This is a genomic window from Neolewinella xylanilytica, assembly GCF_002934605.1.
Classification (GTDB): Bacteria; Bacteroidota; Bacteroidia; order Chitinophagales; family Saprospiraceae; genus Neolewinella; species Neolewinella xylanilytica.
On sequence record NZ_PTJC01000008.1, the window covers coordinates 86,082 to 100,894 of the forward strand.

Here is a 14,813-nt window from a genome sequence, read left to right on the forward strand (position 1 = left end):
GGACTCATTTACCGGTCTATGATAAGATAGTGCTATTTGATCAATAGCGCGTACAAAGGGTCTGGAATCGGGTAAGAAAGTAGGTTAAATTATGGTAGCTGGCCAAGGTGATAATCCCAACCTACGCCTCACCCGCAGCAGCCGCGCCGCGCCGCCATCAAGACCTCCCCCCTACCCACCCAAATACTCCCGCGGCGACTTCCCGAACCGCTGCTTAAAGGCATGCGAGAAGTGCGACAGGCTCTCAAAGCCCAGGTCGAGGTAGATGGCGGAGGGCGTTTGGTGTTTAATTTCCAGGAGGTAGCGGGCTTGTTCCAGGCGCATTTCCTGGAGCCACTGGCGCGGGGGCGCGTCGAAGGTCTTCCGGAAGTCACGCTTGAAGGCGGAGAGGCTGCGGCCGGTGAGCTGGGCGAAGCGGGCCAGGGGGAGGTTGTAGTGGTAGTTGGTGCGCATGAAGCCCGCGAGGTCGATCTTATGGGGCTCCGGCTGGTGGAAGAGGAAGTTGCGCAGCTCGGGGCGGGCGAGCAGGAGGAGTTTGACGGCCTCCCTGACCTTCAGGATGCCCAACGCGTCGGTCATGGTCGTGCCGGAGCTGCGGGCGTAGGGGACGATAGACTGAAAGTACCCCTGCAGGTAGGGGTTGGCGGGGATCAGGACGTTGGGCGGACCGACGTACTTCCCATCCGTTTCGATCTTTTCTTCCCGTACGATCCTGCGCAGCAACTCCTCCTCGAGGGAGATCACGATGGTTTCGTAGTTCGCTCCGGGCAGCGGGGTTTTGGTAAGGGTGCCGACCTGGTTTTTGCCGATGAGCAGCAGCTCACCGCCGGTCATGGAGATCGTTTGGGCCGGGGTTTCCAGGACGAACTGTCCGGAGACCTGCAGGATCAGGGTATGGTGTTTCCAGAAGCCTACCTTCTCCCTGCGCTCGGCGGACAGGTAGGAATAGAAAAGCACCCCGGGAATGATCTCTGCTGGACTCTCCATTTAGCGTTGCAAGTACGTGCCACCGGCGATCTCGCCTACCGCGAAGGTAGCGTTCAGGGTATGCATCTCCTCGGGAGTGAAGGCAATGTCCAGCGCCGCGATGTTTTCCGGCAGCCGCGACCGACGACTCATGCTGACCAGCGGCATGATGTGATCGTCCTGAGCGTTCACCCAGGCAATGGCCAGCTGGGTGGGCGTGCATCTCTTACCGTGCGCCAGCTGCTTCAGTACGTCCACCTTCTTCAGGTTATGCACCAGGTTTTCCCCCTGAAAACGGGTGAAGTGGCGCCGGTAATCATCCGCGGGCAGGGGGGCCTGCAGGTCACCGATCAGCAGGCCCTCCGCCGTATTGGCGAAGGCGACGACGGCGATGCCCAATTCCTTTGCCGTAGGCAGCAGCTCGCGTTCGATCTGCCGGTCAGCCAGGGAGTAGCCGATCTCCAGCGCGCTGATCGGGTGGATGCTATGGGCTTCCCGCAGCTGGTCCGCCGTGATCTCCGATACGCCGACGCGGCGCACCTTCCCTTCCTGTATCAGGTCGGCGACCGTGCCGATGATGTCCGCCACCGGCACGCTGCCGTCCATCCGGCTGGGCTGGTAGAGGTCGATGGTGTCGATGCCCAGGCGGGTCAGGGAGTAGTTGACGAAGTTCTTGATGGCGACGGGGCGCAGGTCCATGCCAATCGGCTGACCGTTGTGGAATATCGCTCCGAATTTCACGCTGATGAAGGCCTCGTCGCGCCTGCCCCGGATGGCTTTGCCGATCAGCAGCTCGTTATGGCCGGCGCCGTAGAAGTCGCCGGTGTTGAGGAACGTAATGCCCCGGGCGAGGGCTTCCCGGATGGTGGCGATGCTTTCCGCTTCGTCCGGGGTGGAGCCACCCCAGATAGCCGACATGCGCATGCAGCCAAGGCCTAGCTTAGATACAATAGGGCCGTGCTGGCCTAGTTGAATGGTAGAACTGATTTTCATTCGGCGAAGGTAGCGGGGGGCGGGCCGGCGCATTTTCGCGTAGGGTTCAATTTAGTTGTTTGTACGGTCCAGAAATCACTGCAGCTTCCCGGGTATGCGGGGTGGGTCGCCCCCTCCTCCCCCCACCCAATCATCAATGCATCCAATAGGTAATGCTGGCACAGACGCCTGCTGTCCCGGGGCGGCAGGGGAGATTTCGAGCTGCGGGTGTCGCCCACGTTGACGTATCAAAGGGGGGGCAGCGTTCTGGAAGGTTTTCCGCTCCCGCGTGGATTTCAGCTCCGGAATGAGGGGGTAAGAGCTTTTCGGAATAGGAGGCGCAAATAAAGTGAAATACGCACTACCCTACGTACATAACTGCTAACTCCGCCAGCGACAACTCCTACCCCGCCGGCCCATTCACTAATTCAGTCCTTCACCCATTCACTAATTCAGTCCTTCCACAATCCACCACTTTCTCAATTAAAAAAGCCGTACCTTTGCGCGCTTAAACCGGCACCCCCAAAAGCCAACCGTCTTATGCAGTCCATTCGCAACATCGCTATCATCGCCCACGTCGACCACGGGAAGACTACCCTCGTGGACAAAATGCTCCTCGCCGGGCAACTCTTCGGCGATCACGAAAACCCCGGTGAGCTGATCATGGACAGCAACGACCAGGAGCGCGAGCGCGGCATCACCATCCTGGCCAAGAACGTTTCCATCCAGTACAAGGGCACGAAGATCAACATCATCGACACCCCCGGTCACGCGGATTTCGGCGGTGAGGTGGAACGCGTCCTTAATATGGCCGACGGCGTGCTGCTGCTCGTGGACGCCTTCGAAGGCCCCATGCCGCAGACCCGCTTCGTAATGGATAAGGCCCTCAAGCTCGGCCTCAACCCGCTGGTAGTCGTCAATAAAGTCGACAAGCCCAACTGTACCCCCGAGGAGGTGCACGAGATGGTCTTCGACCTGATGTTCAGCCTGGACGCCACCGAGGAGCAACTCAACTTCCCCACCATCTACGGTTCGGCCAAGAACGGCTGGATGAGCGAAGACTGGCGGAAACCCACCGAAACCATCCTGCCCCTGCTCGACGCCATCCTGGAGCACGTGCCCGAGGCGGAGATCAAGGACGGCAACACCCAGATGTTGGTCACCAGCATCGAATTCAGCAAGTACATCGGCCGCATGGCCATTGGCAAACTGAGCCGCGGTACGCTGAAGCGCAACCAGTCGGTCACCCTGATCAACCGCGAAGGCGAGGAAACGAAACAGCGCGTCCGCAACCTCTACGTCTACGAAGGCTTCGGCCGCACGGAAGTGGAAGAGGTCCAGACCGGCGACATCTGCGCGGTCTTCGGCGTGGAAGGCTTCGAGATCGGTGACACGATCGCCGACGGCGAGAACCCCGAGGCGCTGCCCACCATCGCCATCGACGAGCCGACGCTGAGCATGGTGTTCACCATCAACGACAGCCCCTTCTTTGGCAAGGAAGGCAAGTACGTCACCAGCCGCCACATCAAGGACCGCCTGACCGCCGAGCTAGAGCGCAACCTCGCCCTGCGGGTAGAGGATGGCGACACCGCCGACAAGTTCAAGGTATTCGGTCGGGGCGTCATGCACCTTTCCGTACTGATCGAGACGATGCGCCGCGAGGGCTACGAGCTGCAAATCGGCCAGCCCCAGGTTATCGTAAAAGAAATTGACGGCGTGAAGCAGGAACCCGTCGAGGAACTGACGATCGACTTGCCCGACGAAATGTCCGGCACCGCCATCAACATGGTCACCCAGCGTAAGGGACAAATGCTGAGCATGACCCCGAAGGGTGAGCGGATCGTCCTGGAGTTCGAGATTCCCAGCCGCGGCATCATCGGTCTGCGCTCCAATATGCTCACGGCCACCCAGGGCGAGGCCATCATGACGCACCGCTTCAAGGAGTTCCAGCCGCACCGCGGTGAGATTCCCGGTCGCCTGAACGGCTCGCTGATCTCCATGGAGAACGGCAAAGCCATCCCCTACTCCATCAACAACCTCCAGGATCGCGGCCGCTTTTTCATCGACGCCAACGAGGAGATCTACGAAGGCCAGGTGATCGGCGAGAACAGCCGCGCGGCAGACCTCGTGATCAACGTGACGAAGACCAAGAAGCTCACCAACATGCGCTCCTCGGGTAACGACGACAAGGCCCGCCTGGTACCGCCCCGGAAATTCTCCCTCGAAGAAGCACTGGAGTATATCCAGGCCGACGAGTACGTGGAAGTAACGCCGGAAAGCCTGCGGCTGCGGAAAACGTTGCTGCGGGAGGCCGAGCGGAAGCGTGGGGAAAAAATTACTATGTGATTTTTTTTAGTCGGCTTTGCCGGTTAGTGGGTAGTCTTTTAGTCGGCTTCGCCAGTTAGTGGGTAGTCTGTTAGTCGCCTTCGGCGGTTAGTCGGTAGTTCATAGTCGCCTTCGGCGGGTAGTCTCTTCCCCGGCTTCGCCGTTTCAGTCGCCTTCGGCGGGTAATGGCTTTGGCGGGGCTCTTTTGAACCTGTGCCCGAAATAGATGAGTTCTTTTCGTCGGAATACGTAAGTCCTGGATAGCCTTTGCAAAGCAAAAAGCTATCCAGGACTTGACGTATACAATCCTACTATCTTTTCGATTAGATAAGTTGCGGATCGGCTACCGCTACGGATAATAGGTCGTGGCGAACGAAGCGGGAATGGCAGGCGGCACTGTATCCGGTGACTTTCACGGCCAGGGTATAACTGCCGGGGATGCGGGTGTCGGTGAACCGGCCAGTGGTGTAGCCCGGATTAGTAGGTCGCTTAATATCCCGGAAATCGATGATGCGGCCGAGGTCCGTGGGGATGATCGGCGGACCGGCGGCGGTTACGGTCGGTCGGACCAGCGTAGTCGTCAGGGTGCCAGCGGCAGCGGTGGTTAGACGGCCCGAGGCGATCGTGTAGTTGGAACCGTTACTTCCATTGGTTTGGATGGCTTTACCGTTACCGGAACCCATCTCGAGGCGGGTGATGGATGGAGCGAGAAAGTCCGTACCGCTTTCAGCGCGCAATTGGTCGCGGTAGAGGACGAGGCGGGCTAGATCGTAGCGGCGCGGGTTGTCACCAAAGTCTTTGCGCACGGTATCGGGTAGTTTTACCTTATCCAGCCGGTCAGCAACCTTGCGGATCAGTTCGTCGGTGCGGTAGCGGGGAGCCGCGACGGTAGCCTGCACTTTGACACCGGATACGGGGCCTTTGCCGTCGGTGACGCTCAGCCGCAGATCAATTGGTCGACCCGCGTAAACACGCTTCGGTGCCTCCAGTTGGAGCCCTACTCCACTACGCACGAAGCCACCCACGGTATAGGGTGTATGCTGTCGACGGGCGGTGGCTACCTCCACGGTCCACATCCCCGGCTGGGGATCCTGGAGCTGGAAGCTCACGTAGCCGGAGCCCACCGTGCGTACGTACTCCGTGGCGGAGTAGGGAAGCCAGCGCCCGCTCGGGGTTCGGAGGCGCACGGCGATATCCTGGGAGCCCTTCGGAGCGCTGGGGCGGTACCGCATGGATTCGTCATGCCAGGCTACGGTGAAGACGGCCGTATCGGCGCAGCTATCTACCAGTCCGCGCACCTGGGAAACGGAGGCCATCGCGGATTCGTTGATGATCACGCCTTCCCCGGTTACCTGACCGCGGATGTAGTTGTAGATCTCGAACAGGTCGTCAATCGTAGGCATGAAGTAGTAGCGACCGTCGGTCGTATCGGCTACACTCGCGAGCAAATTCTGGTCGGAGGCAGGGCCCATGGCACAACTGTAGACGGGCAGATCGGCGGGGAGGGCCGTTGCCGCGTCCAGTGCTCCCGGTTTGGTGGGGTTGCCCGCGTCACAGCCCTTATTATCGTACCCATCGGAAAGGAGCACCATGGCCCGGCGCGAACCCGCCGCAGTCAGCATGGAGCCGGCCCGTTGGATGCCGTCGCCCATGTAGGTGCAGCCGTCGAAGGTAAGTCCGTCCACCGCCGATTTGGCCGCGTCCCGAATCGAAGCCCCGGTAATGGCCGTCGGACCGCCGGTGGTGGGATAATCCTGGCTACCCGTACTTCCGAAGCTGACCACGCCGATGGAATCGTCCACGGAGAGCAGATCGATGAACTGGCGGGACGTCTGCCGGGTCACGTCGACGTAACCGAAGGTCTGCATGGAACTGGAGCGATCCAGCACGGCAACGACGCTGACCGGATCGGCGGCCGGAACCTCGCCGTTATCGATAACCAGGGCGAAGTCCTGCCACAGCCCGGCTATGTCGGGACGAGCGGAAGCGGCAATGTTGCCGGCCACCACGGCGACTTCATACACGCCGCTGGGGTTCTGGATGAATACGCATTCCAGATTGTTCAGGGCATCCGTGGCGCCACCGGTGGCCGAGAAGCCGTTGTTCCCAAACACATTACCGCGGAAAAGATTGCCGGAGCTGATCTGGGTCACCTCCAGGTCCAGGTCGTTCACTAGCGCGGGATTAGCGCCCACCGCGCCGGCGGCGTCCGTCCAGGCCACCGCGATGCGGAGCGGTAAGGTGGGGTCGGCGGCCGCCACCCGGATGCGGTACTCCTGTCCCGTGGCAGTAAAGGCGTGTCGCTGATCGAGGAAGATTTTCGGTCCCCGGTCGCTGGCCGGCGTCTGGAGGAGGCTGTTCTCGAGGGAGACCCTGCCCCACCCTACGTCGGTGTTCGGACCGGCGGCGATCGTCCCGCCGTTGCGATCCGGTCCCCCGGCCATCGATTCCGTACTCACGGTGAGGAAAGCACGTAAGAGCGCGGGACTGGGCGTAGCCCCACCCCGGGTCTGCCGCCACCAGTCGATAAGCAGGGCACACATGCCGGAAACCACGGGGGCGGCCATGGAGGTGCCGCTCATACGCGTATGGTTGGGATGGGAGGTACCGCCGGTATCGACGTAGGCGCTACGGCCGGAAACGCTTCCGCGGGCGCTGATGACGTCCGTGCCGGGGGCAGCGATATTGGGTAGTAAGCGCCCGTCCGCCGAGGGACCGCGGGAAGAATCGGTCCGCAGACCGCGAATGTCATCGATATCGCCCTCGCTCGGTCGGGCATTCAATGAGTTCCCCACGACGAAGGCGTTCTTTACCGCTTTGGTGCAGGTACCGGGGCCGGGGCCGCTGTTGCCGGCGGAGAAGACCACGACCAGCGGATTGACGTCGGTCGTCGTGGAGTCAGCGTCCCGCACGGCGAGGTCGAAGGTCCGGTCACCGGCCCCGTAGGTGGAGCCGTCCAGGGCGTACGAATTATTGATGATCTGCGCGCCCTGCTGTGCGGCGGTCTGGAGGCGCTGCTGGCGTGAACCGTTGAAGAATAAGCTGCCCACCCGGGCGCCGGGAGCGACACCCTGGCCGAGCAGGAAACCCTGGGGGTCGGTATTCCCCGAGGCACCGTTGCCCGCCGCGATACCGGCTACGTGGGTACCGTGTCCGTCCGAGTCACCCGAAGTAAGTGCGCTGCCTGCGCCGTCCACGGCGAAGGCGAGCCGGCCGTTCAAATCGGCGTGGATTGTAGCAGCGACGTTCGTATCGATCCCGGAATCACAGATCGCAATGGTTACGCCGTTGCCGGTCACGCCCAGGGTGCCGAGGTTGCCCGCGTAGCCCGGATTGGGGGCGGTGTTCGGGGCGGGCGTCCCGTCGAGGTCTTCGTAGGCGATCTGGGCGGTGCGTTCGTCTTCCAGCACCGGGCGGCGAATGACGTCCACCCAGCGAACGTCCGGGTGGGCGGCCAATTCGGCCAGGGCGTCCGGGCCCATGATCGAAGCGGTAATACTCCGGTACGCATCGGCGGATGGGGCCGCGACAGCCTGTACGGTGCCTCCCAGGGCCTCCACCCGGGCGGCGATGGCCTCGACCGCTCCGTCGGCGAGCACCCCGATATCGACGCCTTCGATGGCGCCTAGTCCGTCCCGGTCGGCTTCCGTGTCCTCGTCGGTGAGCGACTTCACCCGGTCGGCGTCCATCAGTAGGGGATTGACCTTGTAGCCGGGTTCGAAGCGCCCGGTCCAGGCTACGAAGGGGAGGTTGCGTAGTGCCGTCACCGTTTCGCGGTCGGCACGCACGAAATAGGCGTAGGGGCCCACGGGTTCCACCAGCCGCACGCCGCGGGAGCTGACGATGCTCAACCAGGATTCCTGGATCGGACCGACAAACTGAACTAGGTGGTTGATATCGGTATCCGTGTCTTCCGTTTCCGGGCGGCTCTCCAGCGTAAGCATTTCGGGTAGCTCGGGCGTGCTACCGGATTTGGTATCGATCTCGTAAGTGAACAGTTTGATGGTGTGGGGATCAGTGAGTTGCTTGACGCGCCAGCCACGCTTAGCGAGGGCATCGAGTTCCTGCGTCATGGCGGCGTCAACCAGGACGCCGCGATCGAGGTTGGCCACTACGCGGAGGTCGTCGCTTTCCGGCAGGGCTACCGGACCGGATTCGTTGCGGGGAGTAAGGACGTAGCGGGTGAGGGTATTGTCTGGCATGATTGATGGATTTAAAGTGAATTACGGGCCTTATCCGACTACGCGTCGGAACAAGCATCGTGTCATTTTATCTCCTTGTTTTTCGCTCCGTTACCCGGTCGGTGAATTATTTGCTCGAAAAAAAGCAGCCCGCAGCGAGAATGTCCCAGACGGTCGCGGGGGCCGCGCCAGAGTGTTTATCTTTGTCGCCGAATAGAATACGCATATGTCCGTGACCCTGACCCGGCGGTACTTTCCGCTGCTGATTACGATGATCTTACTCGCCGCCGCCAGCCGCCTGCTGCCGCACTGGCCGAATTTCGGTCCGGTGGGTGCGATGGCGCTTTTCGGGGCGGCTACCTTCCAGCGGCGGTGGATGGCCTTCGTGGTCCCCTTCGCGGCGCTCTACCTGAGCGACTTGGCGCTGAACAACCTTTTTTATGCCGAGTATTACAACGGCTTTTACTGGGGCTTCAGCAGCTGGGTATACGTTGGCTTCCTCCTCACCATCCTGCTAGGATTCGGGCTGCTGCGCAACCGGGATTTCAGCTGGTTACGCATCGGCGGCGCTACCGTCAGCGGCACCCTCGTCTTTTTCCTGCTCACCAACTTCGGAGTGTGGCTGGGGTCGTCCATATACCCGCAGTCCGGCAGCGGTTTACTGGCCGCCTACGCCGCCGGCCTCCCCTTCCTGCTGAACAGCGCGGCGGGGAACGTCTTTTTCGCGGGCTTGCTCTTCGGTGGGGCGCGCTACCTGGCTGCGGATCCTATGGGCGCCGGAGCGCGGGAGCGGGCTTAATTCTGCTGATTTGATGAATTGGATCTACCGGATTCCCTTGCTTTGCCTGGTGCTCTTTTGCACCCGCGCAACGGCGCAAATCGTTAACATCGAAGACAAGCGAAAGGGCTTCGACACGGTCGGTTGGTACGGACAGATCGACCTAGGCGCTAACCTGACCCGCAACGTCAACCAGGTGATCAGCGTGAACGGCGCCATCCGCGTCGATCGCAAGGGGCGGACCAACTCCCTCCTCGGTATCGCGGATTACAAACTCGTGCAGGTCAGCGGCGACAACGCCCTTAACGCCGGCTTCGGTCACCTGCGGCACGCCTACTACCTCAGCGACAAGTGGCGGTGGGAAACCTTCGGTCAGCTCCAGTACAACGAACAGATCCGGCTGCAGCTGCGCGGCCTGCTGGGTACCGGTCCGCGGCTAAAGGTCCTCTCCATCGACAACAACCGCGTCTACCTCGGCACCCTCTACATGTACGAGTATGACGAGGTCGCCGAAGGGGAAATCATCTACCGGAGTCATCGGCTGAGCTCCTACCTGAGCTTTAACCTCTACCCCTGGGAACAGCTTTCGGTCTCCAATACCACCTACTACCAACCGGTGCTACCCGACTTCCAAATGCCGCGCATCTCTACGGTGACCTCGCTGTCGCTAAAGGTGACCACCCGCCTATCCGTCCAGACCAGCTTCAGCCTCACCCACGACCCCCTCCTCAATCAGGGCTTGCCGGATGTGCCGAATACCACTTATGAGTGGATTAATGGGTTGCGGTATAGCTTTTGAGCACACGCTCGCAGGTGGTTACGGGCGCGCTCGCGGTTAATTACCCGCGCACTCGCAGTTGGTTATCCGCACCCTCGCAGGTCCTTCGGACACTCCGAGGTGCTAATGAACACTACGGGCACAGGACTTCGGGGTGTGGGGATAGCGACCCGCGAGTGTCCGGCCGCTTTACGATCTTCCTATCGCGCCGTCCGCTATCTTTAGCCAGCCCAACCAAAAAGCCATGAACAAGTTATGCTACCTCCCCTTACTGTGTCTTGTCCTCGCAGGCTGCGGGAAAGAAATGGAATCTATGACTGAAGCGAACCACCCCGCCATCCCCGTAAGCTACCCCGATACCCGCACCGACAGCACCGAAGAAGCGTATTTTGGTACCACCGTAAAGGACGAGTATCGCTGGCTGGAGGATGACAACAGCCCCGAAACCAAGGACTGGGTACAACGTGAAAACAGTGCCACCTTCGGTTACCTCGAGCAAATCCCCTTCCGCAAGGACATCGAGCAGCGACTCACGGATCTGGTTAACTATCCCCGCCTCTCTTCTCCCTCCAAGGTGGGCGACTACTACTTTTACAGCCGCAACGACGGACTGCAGAACCAAGCGGTGATCTACTACAAGGAGGGCATGAACGGCGAGGAAAAGGTCTTCATCGACCCGAATGCACTGAACGCCCAGGGCACCACCAGCATCAACTTGCTCGGTGCCGACCAGGACAACCGCTACATGGCCTACAGCCGCAGCGAGGCGGGCAGCGACTGGAACAAGATCTACGTCCGCGACATCGTCACGAACCAGGATATGGACGACGAACTCGAATGGATCAAGTTCAGCGGAGCCGGCTGGTACGGCGACGGCTTCTTTTACAGCCGCTACCCCGCCCCGGAGGCGGGCGACGTGCTCAAGGGGAATAACATGAACCACTCGGTGTATTATCACCAACTGGGCCAGCCCCAGAGCGAAGACCGCCTGATCTACGCCGACCCGGAAAATCCCGCCTACTACCACTACGGCGGCACCACCGAAAAGGAGGACTACTTCATTATGTACGCCGCGCCGGGCACCGATGGCTTCGCGACGTACTACCTTCCCCTCCCGGGTGACGGACGGTTACCCGCCGCGATCGAGCCGATCGCCCTTTTCCCAGACACCAAGAATAAGAGCCAGGTGGTCCACGCAAGCGGTCGCAACTTCTGGGTACTCACCGACATCGGGGCGCCCAACTACCGCCTGGTCAAGATCGACCTCGACAAACCCGGCAAAAGCAGCTGGGTCGAGATCATTCCCGAGGCCGAGAGCCTTCTACAGGGCGTGAACACCGGCGGCGGCTACCTCTTCGCCAACTACCTGGAACGGGCCACGGATCGCTTTTACCGCCTGACCTACGAGGGCGAGAACAAGACCGCCGTGGAACTGCCCGGCGTCGGTTCCGCCGGCGGATTCGGGGGCAAGGAAGAAGACGACAAGCTGTTTTACGTCTACACCAGCTTTATCTACCCGCCGACCATCTTCGAGTACGATATCGAGGCCAACGAGAGCACCCCCTTCTTCGAGCCCACGCTGAAGTTCGACCCCTCCGAATACGAGGAGAAGCAAGTGACGTACATCAGCAAGGATGGCACCGAGGTGACGATGTTCTTAGTCCACAAAAAAGGACTCGAGCTCGACGGCAATAACCCCACCTACCTCTACGGCTACGGTGGCTTCAACGTCAGCCTCTCCCCGAGCTTCAGCGTCATGCGGATTCCGCTGCTGGAAAACGGCGGCGTCTTTGCGATGGCCAACCTGCGTGGGGGCGGAGAATACGGCGAGGAATGGCACCAGGCCGGCATGCTGAAGAACAAGCAGAACGTCTTCGACGACTTCATCGCGGCCGGTGAGTACCTCATCGACGAAGGCTACACCAGCAAAGAAAAGCTGGCAATCGCCGGCGGCTCCAACGGCGGGTTGCTCGTCGGCGCCGCCATGACCCAACGGCCCGACCTCTTTGCCGTGGCTTTCCCGGCCGTCGGGGTAATGGACATGCTCCGCTACCACAAATTCACCGTCGGCAAGGGCTGGATCCCCGAATACGGCAGCAGCGAAGATTCTTCGATGTTCCCGGTACTCCGTGCCTACAGTCCGCTGCACAATCTGAAGGAGGGCACCGCTTATCCTGCCACCATGGTCACCACCGCCGACCACGACGACCGGGTCGTACCCGCTCATAGCTTTAAGTACGCCGCGAAGCTACAGGCCAGTCAGTCGGGTGATAAGCCCGTCCTCATCCGCATCGCCACCGACGCCGGGCACGGGGCCGGAAAACCGATATCCAAGACCATCGAAGAGCAGGCCGATATGTGGAGCTTCTTCTTTTACAATACGGATACGCCGGTTAGCTACCAGGTTAAGGGGTGATTGATCGCTGGCTTTACCAGCTGGTTAGTCTGTTAGTCTGTTAGTCTGTTAGTCGCCGGGCTGCGCCGGCGGTTAGGGCCCGCATGTTAAACGCACACTCGCAGGTCCTATCGGACACTCCGAGGTGCTAATCAGCGTGACCAGCATAGGACCTCGGGGTGTGGCGACAGCATCCCGTGAGGGTCCGGACCGGGCTACCGGCAGTCTAGCCTCCCGCGAGGGTCCGGATCACTCAACCAAGCGATCCAGCAGGGAAGGGGCATCGTCCTCGATGGCCAGCTGGCGGAGGTTCTCCGGGCGAAGGAAGCCCTCCCGCGACATATGCTCGAACAGCCGCGACAGGTGGCCGTAGAAGTTTTTGCAATTCAGCAGGCCGCAGGGTTTATCGTGAAGGCCGATGCGCGTCCAGGTGAAGACCTCGACGATCTCTTCCAGGGTGCCGACACCGCCGGGCATGGCGATGAATGCACCGCTGTTCTCGGCCATCAGGAGCTTCCGCTCGTGCATGCTTTGGGTAACGATCATTTCGGTGAGTCCGGGGTGCCCGACTTCCCGGTCCAGCAAAAACTGCGGGATGACGCCCAGCACGTTTCCGCCCAGCTGGAGCACCTCATCGGCGATCACGCCCATCAGTCCTATGGCCCCCCCTCCGTAAACCAGCCGAATGTCGCGGCGAACCAATTCGGCCGCTAATTCCCGGGCGGCATCGGCGTATGCCGGATCTTGCCCCGGGAAGGATCCACAAAAGACCGCCACCGATTTTAACTCCCTCATGCGGTCACGGTTCCGCCGCAACTACTGCCCGCCCCCGCGGTACAGCCGTAGCAATGCTGGTTCATGACGATGCTCCGGTCGCGCAGGGCTTCCGCGTCGAAGTCACGTAAGTGTTTGCCGCGGGCGGATACTTTGAGGTCCAGCATCTGGTTGAAGTCGCAGTCGTAGAGGTAGCCGTCCCAACTCACGCTGATGGTGTTGCGGCACATCAGGCCTTCCACGGTTGCCGGGTTGTAGGCATCGACCAGCTTTTGCATATACTCGGTGTAGTTGCCGCTCTCTAGGAGGTAATCCAGGAAGCGGCTCACCGGCAGATTGGTGATGGCGTATAAGTCGTTGAATACAATACCGTACTTGCGATCCAGTTGCCGTTTAAATTCAGCCTGCAGGGTCTCCTGTTTACCGGGCAGATACGCTCCGGAGGGATTGAATACGAGGTCCAGTTTCAAGCCGGTTTCGGGATTACCGTAACCAACGGCGTTGAGCAGCTGAAGGGCCTGGATGGAATCCTCGAAAACGCCGTCGCCCCGCTGTCCGTCGGTACGCCCCTTACTGAAGTAGGGCAGGCTCGATACGACATTCACCCGGTGCCGGGCCAAAAATTCGGGCAAGTCACGGTACTTCGGGTTAGCCATGATGATGGTCAGGTTACAACGGTCGATGACCTGCTTACCGAGCTGGGTACACTCCTCGACGAACCAGCGGAAGTGGGGATTCATTTCGGGGGCCCCGCCGGTGATGTCTACGGTAGTTATCGACGGAGTGGCGGCGATTACCTCCAGGCAAAGCTCCAGGTCTTCCCGCCCCATATTCTCTTCCTTCCGGTCGGGACCGGCATCGACGTGGCAGTGGGCACAGGTCTGATTGCAAAGCTTGCCGATGTTCAGCTGGAAGATTTCGATCTCCGTGGGACGAAAGGGCTGGTGCCCCAGCTCGGCGAGCCGGTCGGTAAAGCGCGGCAGTTCCGCATCCGCCACGTCCTTGCGGTTCAGCACGTTCAGCTGCACATAGCCCTGGCTCAGGTCCGAGCCCTTGCGTTTCAGACTGGTGGTTTTCTGCTTTACACCCATGGGGAAGTACAATTTTTAAAGGGTAAAGGACAAAGTACAAAGGTCCGTTATGCTTTTAACCCGGCAGGATATACTGTCCTTTCCGGTCTTTGGATTGCCCGCTGGCTACCAACGCCAACAGGAATGTCCCGAGAAAAGTTATTCGATGGCGTGGGGTTGTAGATGGACCTTTGCACTTCGTACTTCCTACCTCAGACATTGTACATTTGGAAGTACAATTTTTAAAGGGCAAGGGACAAAGTACAAAGGTCCGGTATGCTTTTAACCCCTGTAGCATGTACTGCCGTTTCCGGTCTTTGGATTGCCCGCCGGCTACCAACGCCAACAGGAATGTCCCGAGAAAAGTTATTCGATGGCGTGGGGTTGTAGATGGACCTTTGTACTTCGTACTTCCTACCTCAGACATTGTACATTTTGAAGTACAATTTTTAAAGGGCAAGGGACAAAGTACAAAGGTCTGGTATGCTTTTAACCCCTGTAGCATGTACTGCCGTTTCCGGTCTTTGGATTGCCCGCCGGCTACCAACGCCAACAGGAATGTCCCGAGAAAAGT

The 14,813-nt window shown here is 60.2% G+C and carries 9 protein-coding genes; 4 read left to right on the forward strand and 5 right to left on the reverse strand.

From position 1 onward, the window contains the following. Positions 1 to 171: 171 nt before the first annotated feature. Together CLV84_RS20030 and CLV84_RS20035 are read right to left on the reverse strand one after the other, a co-directional pair. A complete protein-coding gene (locus CLV84_RS20030; protein WP_104421628.1) occupies positions 172 to 987 on the reverse strand; it encodes a helix-turn-helix domain-containing protein in 816 nt (271 codons plus the stop codon). After that, positions 988 to 1,959 carry an aldo/keto reductase gene (locus CLV84_RS20035; protein WP_104421629.1) on the reverse strand — a complete coding sequence of 324 codons (972 nt, stop codon included), beginning with the start codon at positions 1,957 to 1,959 and terminating at the stop codon, positions 988 to 990. It lies immediately after the preceding gene. A 519-nt stretch (positions 1,960 to 2,478) separates the two neighbouring features. On the opposite strand from CLV84_RS20035, the gene typA reads away from it, so the two are divergent. Next, on the forward strand, positions 2,479 to 4,284 hold the full coding sequence (gene typA, locus CLV84_RS20040) for a translational GTPase TypA (protein ID WP_104421630.1): 1,806 nt from the start codon (positions 2,479 to 2,481) through the stop codon (positions 4,282 to 4,284). 302 nt (positions 4,285 to 4,586) lie between these two features. Here the strand turns inward: typA and CLV84_RS20045 are convergent, their stop codons facing one another. Next, positions 4,587 to 8,465: a S8 family serine peptidase gene (locus CLV84_RS20045; RefSeq protein WP_104421631.1), complete on the reverse strand. Its 3,879-nt coding sequence runs from the start codon at positions 8,463 to 8,465 to the stop codon at positions 4,587 to 4,589. Between the two features lie 205 nt (positions 8,466 to 8,670). Between CLV84_RS20045 and CLV84_RS20050 the strand changes: the two genes are divergently transcribed. The 3 genes from CLV84_RS20050 (at position 8,671) to CLV84_RS20060 (ending at position 12,416) form a co-directional block, all read left to right on the forward strand. Continuing rightward, on the forward strand, positions 8,671 to 9,243 hold the full coding sequence (locus CLV84_RS20050) for a DUF6580 family putative transport protein (protein ID WP_104421632.1): 573 nt from the start codon (positions 8,671 to 8,673) through the stop codon (positions 9,241 to 9,243). Positions 9,244 to 9,256: 13 nt separating this feature from the next. Next, a complete protein-coding gene (locus CLV84_RS20055) occupies positions 9,257 to 10,021 on the forward strand; it encodes a DUF481 domain-containing protein (RefSeq protein ID WP_104421633.1) in 765 nt (254 codons plus the stop codon). 283 nt (positions 10,022 to 10,304) lie between these two features. Then, the gene (locus tag CLV84_RS20060; protein WP_454557399.1) at positions 10,305 to 12,416 is read left to right on the forward strand and encodes a prolyl oligopeptidase family serine peptidase; all 2,112 of its coding nucleotides are present in this window, start codon (positions 10,305 to 10,307) and stop codon (positions 12,414 to 12,416) included. Between the two features lie 228 nt (positions 12,417 to 12,644). On the opposite strand, the gene CLV84_RS20065 is transcribed toward CLV84_RS20060, so the two are convergent. Continuing rightward, a complete protein-coding gene (locus CLV84_RS20065; protein WP_104421634.1) occupies positions 12,645 to 13,190 on the reverse strand; it encodes an LOG family protein in 546 nt (181 codons plus the stop codon). Continuing rightward, positions 13,187 to 14,260 carry an arsenosugar biosynthesis radical SAM (seleno)protein ArsS gene (arsS, locus tag CLV84_RS20070; RefSeq protein ID WP_104421635.1) on the reverse strand — a complete coding sequence of 358 codons (1,074 nt, stop codon included), beginning with the start codon at positions 14,258 to 14,260 and terminating at the stop codon, positions 13,187 to 13,189. Before arsS ends, CLV84_RS20065 begins: the two co-directional genes overlap by 4 nt. Between the last annotated feature and the right edge of the window lie 553 nt (positions 14,261 to 14,813).

Excerpts from the sequence above, each read along its gene's own strand:
- CLV84_RS20030 (WP_104421628.1), bottom strand. The coding sequence starts at position 987 with ATGGAGAGTCCAGCAGAGATCATTCCCGGGGTGCTTTTCTATTCCTAC.
- CLV84_RS20055 (WP_104421633.1), top strand. The coding sequence starts at position 9,257 with ATGAATTGGATCTACCGGATTCCCTTGCTTTGCCTGGTGCTCTTTTGC.
- typA (WP_104421630.1), top strand. The coding sequence starts at position 2,479 with ATGCAGTCCATTCGCAACATCGCTATCATCGCCCACGTCGACCACGGG.
- CLV84_RS20045 (WP_104421631.1), bottom strand. The coding sequence starts at position 8,465 with ATGCCAGACAATACCCTCACCCGCTACGTCCTTACTCCCCGCAACGAA.
- CLV84_RS20065 (WP_104421634.1), bottom strand. The coding sequence starts at position 13,190 with ATGAGGGAGTTAAAATCGGTGGCGGTCTTTTGTGGATCCTTCCCGGGG.
- CLV84_RS20060 (WP_454557399.1), top strand. The coding sequence starts at position 10,305 with ATGGAATCTATGACTGAAGCGAACCACCCCGCCATCCCCGTAAGCTAC.
- arsS (WP_104421635.1), bottom strand. The coding sequence starts at position 14,260 with ATGGGTGTAAAGCAGAAAACCACCAGTCTGAAACGCAAGGGCTCGGAC.
- CLV84_RS20035 (WP_104421629.1), bottom strand. The coding sequence starts at position 1,959 with ATGAAAATCAGTTCTACCATTCAACTAGGCCAGCACGGCCCTATTGTA.
- CLV84_RS20050 (WP_104421632.1), top strand. The coding sequence starts at position 8,671 with ATGTCCGTGACCCTGACCCGGCGGTACTTTCCGCTGCTGATTACGATG.